Annotated in this window: 15 protein-coding genes and 2 tRNA genes; 3 read left to right on the top strand and 14 right to left on the bottom strand. The window is 65.1% G+C overall.

Annotation, left to right across the window (positions count from 1 at the left end):
• Nucleotides 1–131 precede the first annotated feature (131 nt).
• Nucleotides 132–587, bottom strand: coding sequence for an REP-associated tyrosine transposase (locus LRS53_RS10000; RefSeq protein ID WP_231355761.1), 456 nt, complete (start codon nt 585–587; stop codon nt 132–134).
• A gap of 108 nt (nt 588–695) precedes the next feature.
• Entirely contained in the window at nt 696–2,963 is a 2,268-nt protein-coding gene (locus tag LRS53_RS09995) for a YgiQ family radical SAM protein (RefSeq protein WP_231355760.1), read from the bottom strand.
• Between the two features lie 189 nt (nt 2,964–3,152).
• Here LRS53_RS09995 and LRS53_RS09990 point away from each other — a divergent pair, with 189 nt between their 5' ends.
• Entirely contained in the window at nt 3,153–4,529 is a 1,377-nt protein-coding gene (locus LRS53_RS09990) for an amino acid permease (protein WP_231355759.1), read from the top strand.
• Nucleotides 4,530–4,644: 115 nt separating this feature from the next.
• On the opposite strand, the gene LRS53_RS09985 is transcribed toward LRS53_RS09990, so the two are convergent.
• The 10 genes from LRS53_RS09985 to rnr form a co-directional block, all read right to left on the bottom strand.
• Nucleotides 4,645–6,126: a glucosyltransferase domain-containing protein gene (locus LRS53_RS09985; RefSeq protein ID WP_231355758.1), complete on the bottom strand. Its 1,482-nt coding sequence runs from the start codon at nt 6,124–6,126 to the stop codon at nt 4,645–4,647.
• Between the two features lie 80 nt (nt 6,127–6,206).
• The gene (locus LRS53_RS09980) at nt 6,207–7,223 is read right to left on the bottom strand and encodes a D-alanine--D-alanine ligase (RefSeq protein WP_331275303.1); all 1,017 of its coding nucleotides are present in this window, start codon (nt 7,221–7,223) and stop codon (nt 6,207–6,209) included.
• Nucleotides 7,223–8,617 carry a replicative DNA helicase gene (gene dnaB, locus LRS53_RS09975; RefSeq protein ID WP_017642919.1) on the bottom strand — a complete coding sequence of 465 codons (1,395 nt, stop codon included), beginning with the start codon at nt 8,615–8,617 and terminating at the stop codon, nt 7,223–7,225. The genes LRS53_RS09980 and dnaB overlap by 1 nt, the downstream gene beginning before the upstream one ends.
• Nucleotides 8,618–8,767: 150 nt before the next feature.
• Nucleotides 8,768–9,214, bottom strand: a complete 447-nt coding sequence (gene rplI / locus LRS53_RS09970) for a 50S ribosomal protein L9 (protein WP_017642918.1) — start codon at nt 9,212–9,214, stop codon at nt 8,768–8,770.
• A gap of 20 nt (nt 9,215–9,234) precedes the next feature.
• Nucleotides 9,235–10,125, bottom strand: coding sequence for a hypothetical protein (locus LRS53_RS09965; RefSeq protein ID WP_017642917.1), 891 nt, complete (start codon nt 10,123–10,125; stop codon nt 9,235–9,237).
• A 35-nt stretch (nt 10,126–10,160) separates the two neighbouring features.
• A complete protein-coding gene (gene rpsR, locus LRS53_RS09960; protein WP_007161145.1) occupies nt 10,161–10,391 on the bottom strand; it encodes a 30S ribosomal protein S18 in 231 nt (76 codons plus the stop codon).
• A 26-nt stretch (nt 10,392–10,417) separates the two neighbouring features.
• A complete protein-coding gene (rpsF, locus tag LRS53_RS09955; RefSeq protein ID WP_007161146.1) occupies nt 10,418–10,834 on the bottom strand; it encodes a 30S ribosomal protein S6 in 417 nt (138 codons plus the stop codon).
• A gap of 182 nt (nt 10,835–11,016) precedes the next feature.
• Complete coding sequence (locus LRS53_RS09950) at nt 11,017–11,391, bottom strand: response regulator (protein ID WP_007161147.1); 375 nt, start codon at nt 11,389–11,391, stop codon at nt 11,017–11,019.
• Between the two features lie 130 nt (nt 11,392–11,521).
• The gene (gene rlmB / locus LRS53_RS09945) at nt 11,522–12,274 is read right to left on the bottom strand and encodes a 23S rRNA (guanosine(2251)-2'-O)-methyltransferase RlmB (protein ID WP_231355756.1); all 753 of its coding nucleotides are present in this window, start codon (nt 12,272–12,274) and stop codon (nt 11,522–11,524) included.
• Nucleotides 12,271–15,399 carry a ribonuclease R gene (rnr, locus tag LRS53_RS09940; protein WP_231355755.1) on the bottom strand — a complete coding sequence of 1,043 codons (3,129 nt, stop codon included), beginning with the start codon at nt 15,397–15,399 and terminating at the stop codon, nt 12,271–12,273. Before rnr ends, rlmB begins: the two co-directional genes overlap by 4 nt.
• 210 nt (nt 15,400–15,609) lie before the next feature.
• On the opposite strand from rnr, the gene LRS53_RS09935 reads away from it, so the two are divergent.
• Together LRS53_RS09935 and LRS53_RS09930 are read left to right on the top strand one after the other, a co-directional pair.
• A tRNA-Leu gene (locus tag LRS53_RS09935) sits at nt 15,610–15,696 on the top strand.
• 112 nt (nt 15,697–15,808) lie between these two features.
• Nucleotides 15,809–15,895, top strand: a tRNA-Leu gene (locus LRS53_RS09930).
• Nucleotides 15,896–16,549: 654 nt separating this feature from the next.
• Here LRS53_RS09930 and LRS53_RS09925 read toward each other — a convergent pair.
• Nucleotides 16,550–17,845 carry an adenylosuccinate synthase gene (locus LRS53_RS09925; protein WP_064307632.1) on the bottom strand — a complete coding sequence of 432 codons (1,296 nt, stop codon included), beginning with the start codon at nt 17,843–17,845 and terminating at the stop codon, nt 16,550–16,552.
• Nucleotides 17,846–17,923: 78 nt separating this feature from the next.
• Nucleotides 17,924–19,111, bottom strand: coding sequence for an ATP phosphoribosyltransferase regulatory subunit (locus LRS53_RS09920; RefSeq protein ID WP_068383213.1), 1,188 nt, complete (start codon nt 19,109–19,111; stop codon nt 17,924–17,926).
• Between the last annotated feature and the right edge of the window lie 203 nt (nt 19,112–19,314).

Here is a 19,314-nt window from a genome sequence, read left to right as displayed (position 1 = left end):
GATCGCGGCCATGGCGGTCCGCCGATGCGGCCGCTCCTACGGCACCTTCTTATCGCGGCCATGGGCCGCTCCTACAGAAACTTGGGGACTGTAGGAGCGGCCCATGGCCGCGATAAGTCCTGTGGCACGATCTACAACCACACCGCATCCCAAAACGGATAATCGCCCACCCTCCGCACCAATCCTGCCCTTACCGGATTGGCAACGATGTACCGCGCCACTGCCTGGACGTCTTCTTCGGCTCTGAGAGCATGGTCATGATAGGCCGGCGCCCAGATTGCCCCTTGTGTCTTTCGGATAGCATTGATGCGGCGCGCACTCGCCGACTTCAAACGAAGAACCAACTCGCCCAGACTGAATCGCTCGCCGAGCGCTATCAGCCAATGCGCGTGATCAGGCATCAACACCCAGGCCAGCAACTGAGCGTCGCCGAACAAACGATGGTCGTTGAAAGTACGGGCAGCCGTGCACGCCACGGGGAAATTGGCGAACAGTGGTTGGCGCTGCACGCTGGTCGTGGTGAGGAGATACAGCTGGCCAGGCAAAGAAACCCGGCCCCTGCGTAGCGCCGCATGACGTGATGGCATCGCTCGTCCTTGAGAGATGAAAATCATTAAGAGCCATCGCGGCCATGGGCCGCTCCTACAAAAGCATCGCTCTCTGTAGGAGCGGCCCATGGCCGCGATCAAAGGATTTTACCGCGGCATGTTCGGCTGGCGCCGCGACTTCTTGCGCGGACCGCCCTTGGCGTAGCCGGCGGCCTGGCCTTCCTGGCCCTTGTCCCAGGCCTTGCTGCCGTCGCTGGCGCGGGGCGGCAGACCGGTGTGCTGGGTGAGGATGCGGCCACCGCCGGTGCCGGCCTTCTTGCTGCCCACCGGGGTGGAGTTCTTGCGCCGCGCGCTCTGGTAACCGGTGTCGCCCACCGGCTGGGTGGCTGGGATCAGCTGGTGCTTGCCCGGACCGATCAGGTCGGCGCGGCCCATCTCCTTGAGCGCCTCGCGCAGCATCGGCCAGCCCTTGGGATCGTGGTAGCGCAGGAAGGCCTTGTGCAGGCGGCGCTGCTGGTCGCTCTTGACGATGGTCACGCCGTCGCTCTTGTAGGTGACCTTGCGCAGCGGATTCTTGCCCGAGTGGTACATGGCCGTGGCGGTGGCCATCGGCGAGGGATAGAAGGCCTGGACCTGATCCGCACGGAAGCCGTTGCGCTTGAGCCACAGCGCGAGGTTCATCATGTCCTCGTCGGTGGTACCCGGGTGCGCGGCGATGAAGTAGGGGATCAGGTACTGCTCCTTGCCCGCCTCCTTGGTGTACTTCTCGAACATCTGCTTGAAGCGGTCATAGCTGCCGATGCCCGGCTTCATCATCTTGTCCAGCGGACCACGCTCGGTGTGCTCGGGCGCGATCTTCAGGTAGCCGCCGACATGGTGGGTGACCAGTTCCTTGACGTACTCGGGCGACTCCACGGCCAGGTCGTATCTCAGCCCCGAGGCGATCAGGATCTTCTTCACCCCCGGCAGCGCCCGCGCCTTGCGGTACAGCTCGATCAGCGAGGAGTGATCGGTGTTGAGGTTCTCGCAGATGCCGGGGAAGACGCACGACGGCTTGCGGCAGTGGCGCTCGATCTCCGGGTCCTTGCAGGCGATGCGGTACATGTTGGCGGTCGGCCCGCCCAGGTCCGAGACCACCCCGGTGAAGCCCGGCACCTTGTCGCGCATCTCCTCGATCTCGCGGATGATCGAGTCGTGGGAGCGATTCTGGATGATCCGGCCTTCGTGCTCGGTGATGGAGCAGAAGGTGCAGCCACCGAAGCAGCCGCGCATGATGTTGACCGAGAAGCGGATCATCTCGTAGGCCGGGATCTTTTCCTTGCCATAGGCCGGGTGCGGCACGCGCGCATAGGGCATGCCGAACACATAGTCCATTTCCTCGGTGGTCATGGGGATGGGCGGCGGCGTGAACCAGACGTCCACCTCGCCATGCCGCTGCACCAGCGCGCGGGCGTTGCCCGGGTTGGTTTCCAGGTGCAGCACGCGGTTGGCGTGGGCATAGAGCACCGGGTCGTTGCGCACCTTCTCGAAGGACGGCAGGCGGATCACCGTCTTGTCGCGGGTCATGCGCGGGCTTTCCAGCAGCTGCACCACCTTGGCTTCGTTGGGATCCTCGACCTCACCTTTCGCCTGCTCGATGGCACAGGCCTCGGTGTCCTGCGTATTCACGTAGGGATTGATGATCTTGTCGACGCGACCGGGACGGTCGATACGGGTCGAGTCGATCTCGAACCAGCCCGCGGGCGTGTCCCGCCGGATGAAGGCGGTACCGCGTACGTCGGTGATGGCCTCGACGCGCTCGCCACGCGACAGCCGCTGGGCGATCTCGACCACCGCCCGCTCGGCGTTGCCATAGAGCAGGATGTCGGCGGTGGCGTCCATCAGGATCGAGCGCCGGACCTTGTCCTGCCAGTAGTCGTAGTGGGCGATCCGGCGCAGCGAGGCCTCGATGCCACCGAGCACGATCGGCACGTGGCTGTAGGCTTCCTTGCAGCGCTGGCTGTAGACCAGGCTGGCGCGATCCGGACGCTTGCCGGCGACGTTGCCCGGGGTATAGGCGTCGTCGGAACGGACCTTCTTGTCCGCGGTGTAGCGATTGATCATGGAATCCATGTTGCCCGCGGCCACACCGAAGAACAGATTCGGCTCGCCGAGCTTCATGAAGTCGTCCTTCGAATGCCAGTCCGGCTGGGCGATGATGCCCACGCGGAAGCCCTGGGCCTCCAGCAGCCGACCGATGATGGCCATGCCAAAGGACGGGTGATCGACGTAGGCGTCCCCGGTGACGATGATGATGTCGCAGCTGTCCCAGCCGAGTTGCTCCATCTCCGCCCGACTCATGGGCAGGAAGGGTGCAGGACCAAAGCACTCGGCCCAGTATTTCGGATAGTCGAACAGCGGCGTGGCGGCTTGCATGGCAGCTTCCGGGAAAGGGGTGTTTTTGGGAGGGCGCGAAGAATAGCACAAAAAATGACCAGTTCAGCCCCCGGACATCGATTGCCTTTGGCTATCGACGGCGGCTCTGGACCCACCCTCAATGCCGCCCCCACCAGGAGTGCTACCATAGCGCCCCGCTCCTTCCTCACCACCGAGACACCCTCCTCCATGTCCCAGCCCCAACCCGCCGCCGGCCAGTTGCAGCGCGGCCTGAAGAATCGTCACATCCAGCTAATCGCCCTCGGCGGAGCCATCGGTACCGGTCTGTTCCTCGGCTCGGCCGGGGTGCTCAAGTCGGCCGGTCCGGCGATGATCCTCGGCTACGCCATCGCCGGCTTCATCGCCTTCCTGATCATGCGCCAGCTCGGCGAGATGATCGTCGAGGAACCCGTGGCCGGCTCCTTCAGCCACTTCGCCAGTCGTTACTGGGGTCGCTTCCCGGGCTTTCTCTCCGGCTGGAACTACTGGGTGCTCTATGTGCTGGTGGGCATGTCGGAACTCACCGCGGTGGGCAAGTACGTGCAGTACTGGTGGCCCGAGGTGCCGACCTGGGCCAGCGCCCTGGTGTTCTTCGTGCTGGTCAACCTGATCAACCTGTTCAACGTGAAGGCCTTCGGCGAGACCGAATTCTGGTTCGCACTGATCAAGGTGGTGGCCATCCTCGGCATGATGGCCTTCGGGCTTTGGCTGCTGGTCAGTGGCAGCGGCGGTCCCGAGGCCTCGGTGAGCAATCTCTGGAGTCATGGCGGCTTCCTCCCCAATGGCTGGAGCGGCCTGTTCGCCGTGCTGGCGATCATCATGTTCTCCTTTGGCGGCCTGGAGCTGGTGGGCATCACCGCCGCCGAAGCCGACCAGCCGCGCACCGTGATTCCCAAGGCCATCAACCAGGTGGTCTGGCGCATCCTGATCTTCTATGTCGGCGCCCTGACCATCCTCTTGTCGCTGCACCCCTGGGACGAACTGGTGCGCAGTATCGGCGCCGGCGGTGACGACTATGCCGGCAGCCCCTTCGTGCAGACCTTCGCCCTGCTCGGCAGCGATACCGCCGCCCACCTGCTCAACTTCGTGGTGCTGACCGCGGCGCTGTCGGTCTACAACAGCGGCGTCTACTGCACCAGCCGCATGCTCTATGGCCTGGCCGAACAGGGCGATGCCCCGCGCGCCCTGCTGCGCACCAATCGCCGCGGCGTGCCCCTGCTGGGCATCGCGGTGTCCTCGGCGGTGACCCTGCTCTGCGTGGTGGTCAACTACCTGCTGCCACAGAATGCCCTGGAGTTGCTGATGTCGCTGGTGGTGGCCTCGCTGGTGATCGCCTGGGCGCTGATCAGCCTGACCCACCTGAAATTCCGCGCCGCCCAGCGTCAGGCCGGGCGCACCTCGCACTTCCCGGCGTTCTGGTCGCCCTTCGCCAACTGGCTGTGCCTGGCCTTCGTCGGCATGATCCTGGTGCTGATGCTGCGCATCCCCGGCATCGCCGTTTCGGTCTACGCCATTCCGTTCTGGCTGGCCTTCCTGTTCCTCTGCTACAAGCTGCGCCGCGGCTGATCACCCTCGCACCCGTAGGTTGGGCTGAGACGGCTCCTTCGTAGAAGCCCAACAGCCGCGTCACCACGTTGGGCTTCGCTGCGCTCTGCCCAACCTACCCCTCAAGACCACCCCCCTACTCGAACGGCACCCAGGGCCGCTGTGGCTTCATGATGATGCAGCCGTCCTCGCCCAGCGCCCAGATGTCATAGAAACGGTTGTCCACCAGCCGCGTGGCGGCCCCGGGCACGGCTACGCGCTGGCTGCAGCTGTCGCTGTCGGCATCGTCGATCACCCCCAGGTCCAGCAGCCGCTCGGCGATCATGAAGTTGCCCGGCGACAGGCCGAGGATGAAGGGCAAGGCCGGCACCTGCTCGAAGGTCTTCTGCGCCAGCGGCAACCAGGCCACCTCCAGCGGACCGCCGGTCCAGAGCAGGCGCTTGAGCGGCCGCAGCTCCGGGCGACTGCTGAGGTCATGGTGCAGCTCCTGGACGAAACCGCGCTCGAAGGTCTTCTGCGCCGAGAGCACCTGCCCATAGGCATAGGTCAGGGACAGCATCCACAGCACCGGCAGCACCAGCAGCCAGGTCAACCGAGGCTGGAGGCGCTCCAGCAGATCGTGGGCCAGCAGCAGCGCCAGGGTCAGGACGACCGCCAGCCCCATCAGGGTGCGGGCTTCGAGGATGAAGTCGCTGAACAGCAGGGTGATGCCGGCCACGCAAAAGGCCAGGACCGGCAGGGTCGCGCCGTACAGCAGCAAGGGCAGCAACGCCCGTCGGCCGTAGGCGCGGGCATAGGCCAGGCCGCCCAGGCCGTAGCCGAGCGCGGCCAACCCACCGAACAGCCACCACAGCCAGAGATTGCCCGGGGTGATCAGCAGCCCAACGCTGTGCAGCACCTCGCCCAGCCGGTGCCAGAGCTCGGGCAGCACCTGGCCGCCCACGCCGGCGTGCCGCGTGGTCGCTATCAGCTGGTAGGCCGTCAGGTAATAGAGCACGCCACCCAGCAGCAGCTGCAGACCCTGGCGCAACACCAGCCGCAGCGCCTGCTCGGGCGCCTCGCGGCGCTGTACCGTACGGATCAGTTCCAGGCAGCAGAGCCCGATGAAGACATTGAGCGCCACCTGGTAGAAGGCCATGGCCGCCGCCAGCAGCGCCGCCGGCACCAGCAGCGCCAGCGCGGTATGACGACTACGAAAGATCACCGCGTAGATCACCGCCACCAGACTCAGGGCCATGGTCGGGCCATCGTACTGATAGGTCAGATTGCCCAACCAGAACGGCGAGAACCATAGCGGCAGGAGCGCCAGACACTGGGTCGGTCGCGGCGCGCCGAAGCAGTGGCGGGCCAGATCGGTCAAGGCCCAGGCGGCGGCGGCGCAGGCGATCAGCAGCGGCAGGGGAAAGAGATTGAGGGTGCTGCCGCTGAAGGTCAGCAGCCGGTAGAAGACCTCGGTGAGCACCCGCCCCTGCTGGCGCCACTCCGGGCCGTTCTCCAACTGGATGCGCCAGTTGTCATCGACGTAGGGAAAGTCGACCAGGATGAAGGGCAAGACGAACAGCAGCAGTGCGGAAAGGAACAACGCCCGGGTCTGCACCGGGGTGAGCGTCTGGGGCATGGCGGCGGATCCGGATCCGGCTTCGACAGGAGACGCAGCCGCCACCACCCGAAGCGATAGCGGCGCCGGCTGCGTAGCGGTCAGTCCTGCAGGGCCAGTTGGCAGATCCGCTCGCAGAGTTCGTCGAAGTCGATGCCCATAGCCGCCGCCGATTGCGGTAGCAGACTGGTGGCGGTCATGCCCGGCAGGGTGTTGACCTCCAGGCACCACAGCCGCCCCTCGGCGTCCAGGCGGAAATCGGCGCGGCTGTAGCCGTCGAGCTTGAGCGCCCGATGCGCGGCCAGGGCCAGCCGCCGCGCTTCCTCGGCGATCTCGGTCGAGACCTCGGCCGGAAACACTTCCACCGCGCCCTTGGGCTGGTACTTGCTGGTGTAGTCGAACACGCCGCTTTGGCCGAGGACGATCTCGCCCACCGCCAGTGGCTGGTCGCCCAGCACCCCAACGGTCAGCTCGCGACCGGCGACGAAGCGCTCGATCATCACCTCGCGGTCGTAGCGCAGCGCCAGTTCGATGGCCGGTTGCAGGTCCTCGGCGCGGCTGACCTTGCTCAGACCCACGGTGGAGCCCTGCTGGCTGGGTTTGACGATCACCGGAAAGCCCAGCGTCGCGGCTACGGTCGCGGCGTCCACGGGCGCCATCAGCCAGTCGGCGGTGGGCACCTCGGCAGCACGGAACAGCCGCTTGCTGAGATCCTTGTCCATGGCCACGGCGCTGCCCACCCGGCCGCTGCCGGTGTAGCGCAGCTCGGCCAGGTCGAGCAGGGTCTGCAGGGTGCCGTTCTCGCCGGTCCCGCCATGCAGGGCGAGGAACAGCAGATCCTGGTCGCCCAGCTGGGCGCGGCTGAGCACCGCACCGGCATCCTGGCCGCGCATCCGCACCAGGGCGGTCCGCTCCGGCGGTTCGAGGCCGACGCGGGCTTCCAGCAGCGCGCGCTCGGCGTCTTCGTCGAGCAGGCCCAGGGCGGTGTCCACGGTCACCACCTGGTGCCCGCGCCGGCGCAGGGCCGCCACCACCTGGGCACCGCTGGCGATGGACACGTCGCGTTCTTCGCTGGTGCCACCGAGCAGGACTGCGATCTTCAGCTTGTCCTTGACCATCATTCGTCCTCGAAAACGTAGCTGCCGGGCGCGAGATTCTCGAACCGGGTGTATTTACCGATGAAGGCCAGCCGCGTGGTGCCGATCGGACCGTTACGCTGCTTGCCGATGATGATTTCCGCCACGCCCTTGTACTCGGTCTCCGGGTGATACACCTCGTCCCGGTAGACGAACATGATGACGTCGGCGTCCTGCTCGATGGCGCCCGATTCACGCAGGTCGGAGTTCACCGGCCGCTTGTTCGGCCGCTGCTCCAGCGAGCGGTTGAGCTGGGAGAGCGCCACCACCGGGCAATTGAACTCCTTAGCCAGGCCCTTGAGCGAGCGGGAGATCTCGGAGATCTCGTTGGTGCGGTTCTCGCCGCTGCTGCCACCGATCTGCATCAGCTGCAGGTAGTCCACCATGATCAACGCCAGGTCGCCGTGCTCGCGCACCAGGCGCCGGGTCCGGGCGCGCATTTCCGAAGGGCTGATGCCGGCGGTATCGTCGATGAACAACTTGCGGTCGTTGAGCAGGTTGACCGCCGAGGTCAGGCGCGGCCAGTCGTCATCGTCCAGCTTGCCGGAACGCACCTTGGTCTGGTCGATGCGACCGAGGGACGAGAGCATCCGCAGCACGATGGAATCGGCAGGCATCTCCAGGGAGAACACTAGCACCGCCTTGTCGGTGCGCAGCACCGCATTCTCCACCAGGTTCATGGCGAAGGTGGTCTTGCCCATCGACGGGCGGCCGGCAACGATGATCAGGTCCGCCGGCTGCAGGCCGCTGGTCTTCTCATCCAGATCGGCGAAACCGGTGGAGACCCCGGTGATGGCGTCGCTGGAGTTGAACAGGGTATCAATGCGGTCGATGGCCTTGGTCAGGATGTCGTTGACCCCGATCGGACCGCCGGATTTCGGCCGCGCCTCGGCGATCTCGAAGATCTTGCGTTCGGCTTCGTCGAGCAGCTCGTTGGCGCCGCGCCCTTCCGGGTTGTAGGCGCTGTCGGCGATGTCGGCACTGATACCGATCAACTGACGCAGGGTGGCCCGCTCGCGCACGATCTGCGCATAGGCCTTGATGTTGGCCACCGAGGGGGTGTTCTTGGCCAGCTCGGCCAGATAGGCCAGGCCGCCCACCTGGGGCAGCTGGCCTTCATTGTCCAGCTGTTCGGACAGGGTTACCACGTCGAACGGCTGATTGCGCTCGGCCAGACGGGCCACGGCGCGGAAAATGAGTCTGTGATCGTGACGATAGAAGTCGCCATCGGACACCTGATCGAGCACGCGCTCCCAGGCATTGTTGTCCAGCATCAGACCACCCAGCACGGCCTGCTCGGCCTCGATGGAGTGCGGCGGGACCTTGAGGGCAGCGGTCTGCAGATCGTACTGCTCGGGCAGGGAAATCTCGTTCATGCGCAGGTCTTGGGCCCCCATTGCGGGCGGCGAAATGATTTTCGATAGGGCAGAAAAGACAAAGGGCACGTCACTGCCTTGGCAATGACGTGCCCGATTGTCGACAGACCGGCGCCGGGGCGCAAGTCCGCCAGTCAGGCGACGGCGCGCTTATTCGGCGACGACGACGACCTTGACCGTAGCTTCGACGTCGGTGTGCAGGTGCACTTCGACGTCGTATTCGCCAACACTGCGCAGCGCGCCGTTGGGCAGGCGAACTTCGCTCTTGTCCAGTTCGACGCCAGCGGCGCTGACGGCTTCGGCGATGTCGCGGGTGCCGATGGAACCGAACAGCTTGCCTTCGTCGCCGGAGTTGGCGGCGATGGTCACGGTCAGTTCAGCCAGCTTAGCGGCACGGGCATCAGCCTCGGCCTTCTTCTCGGCAGCCTGCTTCTCGAGCTCGGCACGACGAGCTTCGAAAGCCTCGACGTTGGCAGCGGTGGCTGCGGTGGCCTTGCCCTGCGGCAGCAGGAAGTTACGGGCGTAACCGCCCTTGACGTTCACTTTGTCGCCCAGGTTGCCCAGGTTGGCGATCTTTTCCAGCAGGATGACATCCATTGAGTCTTTCCTCTTAACTTTTAACCTTCACCGTCCGCGGGCCCCTGCGGCTCTTGCGCGGACCGCCCACGGAAATCGAACACGCTATCGATCACAGCCAGAATCACCAACAACGGATAGATCAGCTGCCCAAACAGCAGCAGCGTCACGTACAGCCCCACCAGCCAGAATCCTGCCAGGCGCTTGGCCGCCACCAGCCCGTGTAGCAGTGCGATGCCGGCAAAGGCCAGCGGCACGCTGCACAGCGGGGTCAGCAGGCCAAGCCCACTGCCCAGGTTCGGCGCCAGCACCAGCAGGGCCAGGAGGCCGAGCGCGATGGCTGGACGCAGACGCAGGGCGCGAAATTCGCGACCGAACCCCTGGGGGTTGTACAGCGCCGCCTGCCAGTAGCGCCCGAGCATCAGGCACAGCAGGCAGGTGATCTGGAAGAACGCCGCCATCAGGCCGGTCAGCACGGGCAGCAGCAACTGCTGCAACTGCGCCTGCTTTTCCGGCGGCAACTGCGCCGCGCTCGGGCCCAACACCTGGGGCAACAACCGACGGATTTCCTCCGCCAGCTGCGCGATGCCCTCGGCATAGACCTGACCCAGCACCAGGGCGAAGACCAACCCCAGTGGGACACTGGCCAACAGCACCCGTGTCCAGGATCGGCTCTGGCGCAGTAGTGCCGCCAGCAGCGTCGAACCCAGCATCACCAGCACGATGCTGGCATCCCCCAGATACAGCCAGAACAGCGCCGGCAGCAGGGCCCAGACCAGCACCCCGGCCGCCGCGGCAGGTCCCCGGCGCAACAGCACCAGGCTGCCACCGGCAGCGGTCATCCAGTACAGCAGCGGCACGACTGCACCCAGTACCACCACGAGGGTGGCTTGGGTGCGGCCGCGCATGATGAACTCAGCCAGAGGCCGCATGCCGTGTTTATCCGTTATCCGTGATCAGGCGTCGATCAACGACCGTGGCTGTCGGTGTAGGGCAGCAGGGCCAGGTAACGGGCACGCTTGATGGCGGTGCCCAGCTGACGCTGGTACTTGGCCTTGGTGCCAGTGATACGGCTCGGGACGATCTTGCCGGTTTCGGAGACGTAGGCCTTCAGGGTGTTGAGATCCTTGTAGTCGATCTCTTTCACGCCTTCGGCGGTGAAACGGCAGAACTTACGACGACGGAAGAAACGTGCCATGACAATGATTCCTCGCTAGATCCAGATTACTCGGCGCTGTCGGCGTCGTCGGAGTTGCCTTCGGCGGACTCGGACTCGGACTCGGCAGGACGCTCGCGACGCTCGCGACGCTCGTTGCGGTTTTCTTCGGCCTTGAGCATCTCGGATTGACCGGTGACGGCCTCGTCACGGCGCAGGATCATGTTGCGGATCACGGCGTCGTTGTAGCGGAAGTTGTCTTCCAGCTCGGCCAGGGCCTTGGCGCTGCACTCGATGTTCATGAGTACATAGTGAGCCTTGTGAACGTTGTCGATGGCGTAAGCCAGCTGACGACGGCCCCAGTCTTCCAGGCGATGGACTTTGCCACCGTCTTCTTCGATAGCCTTGGTGTAGCGCTCGACCATGCCGCCCACCTGTTCGCTCTGGTCCGGATGAACCAGGAACACGACTTCGTAATGACGCATTTAATGCTCCTTACGGGTTGCAGCCTGCCGCGGAAACGCGGTCAGACAAGGAGTGAATAGTTCGGATGACTTGCCCAGCGGAATGCGGACGCACTCCGGGCAAGGGGCAACATTCTAAAGAAGGGCGCCGAGGGGCGCAACCGCAGGCATGACCGGCGCGACCGCCGGGCAGCCACAGGCACTCAGCGTTGCACGTCGGCCAGGGCTTGGCGGATCTTGTTCAGGTCATAGGGCTTGATCAGCACCCCGACCCGCGCCTCCATGCCCGGCTCGCGCTCGAAGGCATAACCCGAGGCGACGACGATGCGCAGCGTCGGATCCATCGCCAGGGCACGCCGGGTCAACTCGATCCCGGACATGCCGCCCAGCCCGATATCGGTGAACAGCACATCGTGCTCGCGTTGCGGCAGCAACTCGAGGGCAGCCTCCGCCGAGGCAACAGCCGTGACCTGATGGTCCAGCTCCTCGATGACTTCGGTGGTCAGCATGCGCAGCGTGGCATCGTCTTCGACGAGCAGCACTCGCAAGCCTACCGGCTCTTGGATCTCCTGACTCACGCGGGCATCCTCTTGTTGACAGGTCTCGCCCCGGGCTTTCCCAGGGCGAGGCCGGTATTTTGCGCACTGCAGCGCGATTCGTATAGTGCGATACGCGCCAGGTCGGTACCCAGACGTTTCCTGGGGCAGTCTATCTGGACGCAGAGGCGCGTCTTTGACGCACGGCCTCGAACAGGCAGACGCCAGTCGCCACCGAGACATTGAGACTGCTGACGCTGCCGGCCATGGGCAGGCGAGCCAGATGATCGCAATGCTCGCGGGTCAGCCGACGCATGCCCTTGCCCTCGGCGCCCATGACCATCACGGTCGGGCCGCTCATGTCGACGTCATAGATCTCCTGGGTCGCCTCACCGGCGGTACCGACGATCCACAGCCCGCGCTTCTGCAGCTTCTCCAGGGTCCGCGCCAGGTTGGTGACGGCCACCAGCGGCAGCACCTCGGCGGCGCCACAGGCCACCTTGCGCACCACCGCGGTCAGGGTGGCCGACTTGTCCTTGGGCACGATTACCGCAAGGGCCCCGGCGGCATCGGCGCTGCGCAGGCAGGCGCCGAGGTTGTGCGGATCGGTGACGCCATCGAGCACCAGCAGCAGCGGCGGACCTTCGGCTCGATCGAGCAACTCCTCGAGCATGGCCTCGCCCCAGACCTGGCTGGGACTGACCTGGGCCACCACGCCCTGATGGACGCCCTCGGCCAGTTCGTCGAGGAGTGCCCGCGACTTGGTTTCCACCGCCAGGCGTTGACCGGCGGCCAGCTCCAGCAGGGCCTCGACCCGCGGCTCACGCCGTCCTTCGGCGATCCAGAGCTGCTTCACCCGCCGCGGATGGAAGCGCAACAGCGCTTCCACGGCGTGGATACCGTAGACGGTTTCCAGCTGGCTCATGCGTCATCCTTGGGGCGCGGCTGACCCTTGCGATGGGGCTTCTTCGCCTTGGCCTTGGCCTTGGTCTTGGTCTTGCTCTTGGCTGCAGCCTTGGCTTTGGCCTGGTCTTCGGTCTTGGGCTTGCCTGCCGATTTCTTCTTGGCACCTGCAGCCTTGGCCTTCTTGACCCTGGCATCCACCGCCGCGGCACCTTCGGCAGCCGCTCCCTTACCCTGACGGGCTGGCGCGGTACGCGTCTTGGCCGTGTCGCTGGCCTTGCCTTTGTCGGCATTACCCTTGGCTTTGCCATTGGCCTTGCCTGCGGTTTTGGGCTTGCCGCCCTCGACCTTGGCTTCGGCCAGCAGGGCCTGCTTTACCGCGCGACTACGTCTGACGTCGGTATTACCGAGCAACTGATCGTCCTGCCTGGACGATTTCGACGGAGTCGCCTCAGCCGACGCTGGCGTGGGCGTACTGGCACCCTGCTGTTGCGCCGAGGAGGTCGCGCGCCGGCGCTCGCTGCGCGAGCGACGCGGCTCAGACTCCGGTTCTGGCGAAACGCTCGCAGGCGTTGCCTCGACCGTTGCGGCGACACCCTGATCCTGCGTCGGCGCATCACGACGACGACCATTACGCGAACGCCGGGGCTCACGCTCCGGCTCCGGCGAGACGGCCTTAGTAGCGGTCTCGGCGTCCGGAAGAGCGCTTGGCTCCTGCACTGGCGCCGGCGTACCGCGACGACGACCGTTACGCGAGCGACGGGGCTCACGCTCTGGCTCCGGCGAAGCGGTCTCAGTCGCGGTCTCGGCGACCGGAAGAGCGCTTGGTTCCTGCGCTGGCGCTGGCGCACCACGGCGACGGTTGCCACGCTTCTGACGCGGCTCGCGCTCTTCCCGCACACGCGGCGCCCCGGCGCTGGCCGGCAGCACGAAGTCGATCTTGCGCTCGTCCAGGTCGACCCGGGCCACCACTACCTCGAGGGGATCGCCCAGTCGATAGCTGCGACCGCTGCGCTCGCCGGAGAGGCGATGGTGAACGCTGTCGAAGTGATAGTAGTCGTCCGGCAGCGCGGTGACGTGCACCAGGCCCTCGACGAACACTTCGGACAACTCGACGAACAGGCCGAAACCGGTCACCGCGGTGATGACGCCGGCATAGGTCTCGCCGACGCGATCCTTCATGAACTCGCACTTGAGCCAGTTGGACACATCCCGCGTGGCTTCGTCGGCGCGGCGCTCGGTCATGGAGCACTGCTCGCCGAGCTGATCCAGGCGCAGTTCGTCATAGGGATAGATGCGCGCCTTGGCCATGCTCGTGGCGCCTGCGCGCTTGACGTGCTTGGTCTCCAGCTTGGAGCGGATGACGCTGCGGATCGCCCGATGCACCAGCAGATCCGGATAACGGCGGATCGGCGAGGTGAAGTGGGTATAGGCCTCGTAGTTGAGACCGAAGTGACCGTTGTTGTCCGGACTGTAGACCGCCTGGCTCAGGGACCTGAGCATCACCGTCTGGATCAGCCGGAAATCCGGTCGCTCGCGGATCTGCTGCAGCAGCGCCTGGTAGTCCGAGGGCACCGGATTGGCCTTGCCCTTGGTCAGCGACAGCCCCATCTCGCCGAGGAACTGACGCAGATTGGTCTGCTTTTCCAGGGGTGGAGCGTCGTGCACCCGGTAGAGCGCCGGCACCTTGTGCTTTTCGAGGAATTTGGCAGTGGCCACGTTGGCGCACAGCATGCATTCCTCGATCAGCTTGTGGGCATCGTTGCGCTGGGTCGGGCGGATCTCGGAGATCTTGCGATCGGCGCCAAAGACGATGCGCGTGTCCTGGGTCTCGAAATCGATGGCGCCGCGGACGTGACGGGCGGCCAGCAGCACCTTGTACAGGCTGTAGAGCTGCTCCAGGTGCGGCACCACCTCGCCGAGCTGCTTGCGCAACTGCTTGCCTTCAGCCGACTTAGGCTGCTCCAGCACCGTGGAGACCTTGTTGTAGGTCAGGCGCGCATGGGAGTGGATGACCGCTTCGTAGAACTGGTAGCCGGTCATGCGCCCGGAGCCGGCGATGGTCATCTCGCAGACCATGGCCAGGCGATCCACCTGGGGATTGAGCGAGCAGAGGCCGTTGGAGAGGGCCTCCGGCAGCATGGGGATAACCCGCTCGGGGAAATACACCGAGTTGCCGCGCTTCTCCGCTTCGGCATCCAGTGCCGAGCCGACCTTGACGTAGTGGGAGACGTCGGCGATGGCGACATACAGCCGCCAGCCACCGGACTTCTTGGCCTCGGCATAGACGGCATCGTCGAAATCGCGGGCATCTTCGCCATCGATGGTGACGAAGGGCAGCTGACGCAGATCGATGCGTTTCTGCTTGTCCTTTTCCTCCACCTCGGGCTTGAGCTTGGCGGCTTCCTTCTCGACGGCCTTGGGCCATTCGTTGGGGATGTCGTAGCTGCGCAGGGCGACCTCGATCTCCATGCCCGGCGCCATGTAGTCGCCAAGGATCTCGACCACTTCGCCCTGGGCCTGACGGAAGGTGGTGGGCCATTCGTCGATGCGCACCTGCACGAACTGGCCGTGGGCGGCGCCGCCATGCTTGCCCTCGGGCACCAGCACCTGCTGGCCGATCTTGGGATTGTCCGGCACCACGTAGGCCAGACCGCTCTCCTGGAAGAAGCGCCCGACCAGGGATTCGTGCGCCCGGGTGACCACCTCGACCAGGCCGCCTTCGCGACGACCGCGCCGATCATGGCCGGCGACTCGCGCCAGGGCGATATCGCCGTCGAACACCAGGCGCATCTGCGCCGGGCTGAGGAAGAGATCGTCGCTGCCGTCGTCGGGGATCAGGAAGCCGAAGCCATCGCGATGGCCGGCGATGCGACCACGCACCAGATCCAGCTTGTCGATGGGGGCATAGGCGCCGCGGCGGGTATAGATCACTTGGCCGTCGCGCTCCATGGCGCGCATGCGCCGCCGCAGGGCTTCGAGTTGGTCTTCGGTGACCAGGCCAAATTCCTCGGCCAGCTGGGGCCGTGTGGCCGGAGCGCCGCGATCGGCGAGATGAGCCAGAATGAGTTCGCGACTCGGAATGGGGTTATCGTACTTTTCCGCTTCCCGGGCGGCCTCGGGATCGAGGGATTGCCAATCGGCCATCAGTCTGGGGTTACCTTCTAAGTCTGGGTTCGGTAGGAACTGCCATAAAGCCTATTGAAACGTGAAAACCGTGCAATAGTTAGCCTGGCATGCTCAATAAAAATATTTTTCACAGCAGGGGTTTACAAGCAAACGCCCCCTGAGTAAAGTGCCGCCCCACGACGCCGTGAGCAATCGCGACGCCGGAGATGAGCAATCATCGCCTTGAGTGCCCAGGTGGCGGAATTGGTAGACGCACTAGGTTCAGGTCCTAGCGGTGGCAACACCGTGGAAGTTCGAGTCTTCTCCTGGGCACCACTCATTATAGTCGATCGATTTGCAGATCGGTCGACGAAAAGCCGGCGCTAGCCGGTTTTTTAATCCTGAAATCCGCAAGGATGACGGGAAGCGATCAGAAGTCGCACTGCAGGCCCAGGTGGCGGAATTGGTAGACGCACTAGGTTCAGGTCCTAGCGGTGGCAACACCGTGGAAGTTCGAGTCTTCTCCTGGGCACCAATACCAAGCGGACGATCCCTGATCGGACGCAAAGAAAAAACCGGCTTCGGCCGGTTTTTTCTTGCCCGCGAAAAGATGCAACCCCCTCCCCTACGCCTTGAACCGCCCCAGACTGCCGCGTAACTGGGCAGCCAGCTCTGCCAGCCCTGAGCCTCCTGGAGGGCCACGAAGAGCCCCTGAATCGCCCTGGACGCGACACCGGCCAGCGGCGCGGCCAGGCTCTGCCCTGCCCTGCCCTGCCCTGCCAGCTTCGTCGAGACCATCATCCACATCGCCTCCAGCCCGTCGCAAGGACAGGTCTGGCGTTCGGACTTTCCCGACCGACGCTCGGCCACACCTCTTGCAATCTCTCACGGCACCAGAGATTAGCCACAGCACCAGAACTACCCGGATGACGACTACGGGCAGCAGACTGATGGATATCGGCAGCGGCAGGCGACTGCGCAGCAGCGACAGGAGAAACGACCGGGGGTATTCAGTGGCGAAGGCTATCGGCAACTCATGACGAGCGGACCACAGCGGTAAAAGGTCATAGCGATAAGCTGGCCATTTCGGAACAGCGACTGCCCTGACCACCCAAGCGCCCCGCCTCAACCCCTGGAAAGCGAAAAGCCCCGCGGGGCGGGGCTTTTCCGGCTGCATCCTTTTAGCGCATCAGGCGAAAGGATGGCGCAGCACGATGGTTTCCTTGCGATCCGGACCGGTCGAGACGATGTCGATCGGCGCCTCGACCAACTCGGCGATGCGGCGGATGTAGGCCTGGGCATTGGCCGGCAGTGCCTCGAGGCTCTGGGCGCCCACGGTGGATTCGCTCCAGCCCGGCATGTCTTCGTAGACCGGCTGCAGACCGTTGTAGCTGTCGGCGTCGGTGGGCGCCTCGGTCAGCAGGTTGCCGGCAGCGTCCTTGTAGCCGGTGCAGATACGCACGGTTTCCAGGCCATCGAGCACGTCCAGCTTGGTCAGGCACAGGCCGGAAATGCTGTTGATCTCGATGGAGCGACGCAGGATGACGGCGTCGAACCAGCCACAACGGCGCGGACGACCGGTGACGGAACCGAATTCATGCCCCTGTTTGGCCAGGTAGGCACCGGTCTCGTCGAACAGTTCGGTCGGGAAGGGACCGGAGCCGACGCGGGTGGTGTAGGCCTTGGTGATGCCGAGGATGTAGTCCAGGTACAGCGGGCCCACGCCGGAACCGGTCGCCACGCCACCGGCGGTGGTGTTGGAGCTGGTGACGAAGGGATAGGTGCCGTGGTCGATGTCCAGCAGGGTACCCTGGGCGCCTTCGAACATCAGGTTCTCACCGGCCTTGCGCAACTCGTGCAGACGGCTGACGACGTCCATGACCAGCGGCTGCATGACCTTGGCGTGCTCCATGGCCTCATCGTAGGTCTTCTGGAAGTCCACCGGCGGCTCGTTGAAGTAGTTCTGCAGGACGAAGTTGTGGTAGTCCAGCACTTCCTTGAGCTTGACGGCGAAACGCTCCGGATGGAACAGATCGCCAACACGCAGACCGCGACGGGCGATCTTGTCTTCGTAGGCCGGGCCGATGCCGCGCCCGGTGGTGCCGATCTTGGCTTCGCCGCGGGCCTTCTCGCGAGCCTGATCCAGGGCCACGTGATAGGGCAGGATCAGCGAGCAGGCCGAGCTGATGCGCAGGCGCTCGCGCACCGGTACGCCACGGGCTTCCAGCTCACCGACTTCCTTGAACAGGGCTTCCGGCGAGAGCACCACGCCATTGCCGATCAGGCACTGGGTGTCGGCGCGCAGGATGCCCGAGGGAATCAGCCGCAGGATGGTCTTCTGGCCATCGATGACCAGTGTGTGGCCGGCGTTGTGACCGCCCTGATAACGCACCACGGCAGCGGCCTGGTCGGTCAGCAGGTCCACGATCTTGCCCTTACCCTCATCACCCCACTGGGTGCCCAGGACGACGACGTTCTTACCCATAACCTTATCCCCTGTCAGGAAGATTTCTGTCGGCCAGGCCGACGATGCTCACGTTCACCCGGATGCCAGATCCGGTGTTTAGGAATTCAAGGGCACCACGACCCAGGCGCCCTGCCGCTCGATCAGCCGGCGATCGCAACCCGAGCTGTGCAACTGGTCCGCGTCGTCATGACCGGTGGCCTGGACCACCCGTTCGCCTGCGGCACGCAATTCGCGCACGGCTTGCCAGAGCACCGGGGCATGGCCAGCCGGCGCCCAGATGCCGCGGCGCGGCTCGTCGAGCACGGCGGTGCCCAGCTCGACGAGGGTCTTCAGATCGGTGGAAAAACCAGTGGCAGGACGCGAACGCCCGAAGTCGGCGCCGATGTTGTCATAGCGACCGCCCTGGGCGATGGACTGCCCATTGCCCGGCACGAAGGCGGCGAAGACCACCCCGGTGTGGTAGTGGTAACCCCGCAACTCGCCCAGATCGAAATACAGCGGCACGCCCGGGAAACGCCCCTTGAGCGACTCGGCCAGGGCAATCAGCTCGTCCAGCGCCTGCAGGACGCCCGCGGGCGCACCCGCCAGGCGCTGCCGGGCCTGGTCGAGCACCGCGGCATCGCCGCTGAGCTCGACCAGTGCCTGCAGCCAGCCACGCTCGGCGACCGGCAGGTCGGCGGTCAGCTCGGCGATCTCGTCGACCGCCTTGCGCTGCAGGGCATCGAACAGCTGCTGCTCGCTGGCGCCGGAGACACCGGCCGCCTGGCACAGGCCGCGATAGATGCCCACGTGCCCCAGATCCATGTGGACGTCGGGCACCTGGGCCTGCTCGAGCACATCGAGCATCAGGCTGATGACTTCCAGATCCCCTTCGCTGCCGGGCACGCCATAGAGCTCGGCGCCGACCTGGATCGGGCTGCGCGAGGTGGACAGAGCACGGGGACGGGTATGCAGCACGCTGCCGGCATAGCACAGCCGGCTCGGACCGCGCTGCTTGAGGCTATGGGCCTCCATGCGCGCCACCTGGGGCGTGATATCGGAGCGGAAGCCCATGAGGCGACCGGAATTGGGATCGGTCACCTTGAAGGTGCGCAGCTCCAGCTCCTTGGCTGCGCCGGTGAGCAGCGATTCCAGGAATTCCAGGTGCGGGGTGATGACGAACTCGTAGCCCCAGCAATGGAACAGTTCCAGCACCCGGCGCCGAGCGCCTTCGATGCGCGCCGCGTCGGGTGGCAGGATTTCCTCGATACCGTCAGGCAGCAGCCAGCGGTCTACCGTAGCCATTAGGCCTCTTCTCCATGTCATGGATCGGCACGCGGCTGCCGAGGTCGGCGCAGTGGATTCCTGGAGAATCCTGCCGCCGGATCAAGCCGCTCTGCCGTGGATTGCTACCCGGATCAGCCAGGGCGTCGCCCTTCCACGGGTTTCGTACGGACGCAAAAAAGCCGGGGATGGCCCCGGCTGATTCATGATAACACGAAAAAATC

Source organism: Pseudomonas sp. PLB05, from assembly GCF_021106615.1.
Lineage (GTDB): Bacteria > Pseudomonadota > Gammaproteobacteria > Pseudomonadales > Pseudomonadaceae > Chryseomonas > Chryseomonas benzopyrenica.
Note: the sequence above shows the minus strand (reverse complement) of the source record. Positions and strands in the feature narration are given on the sequence as shown.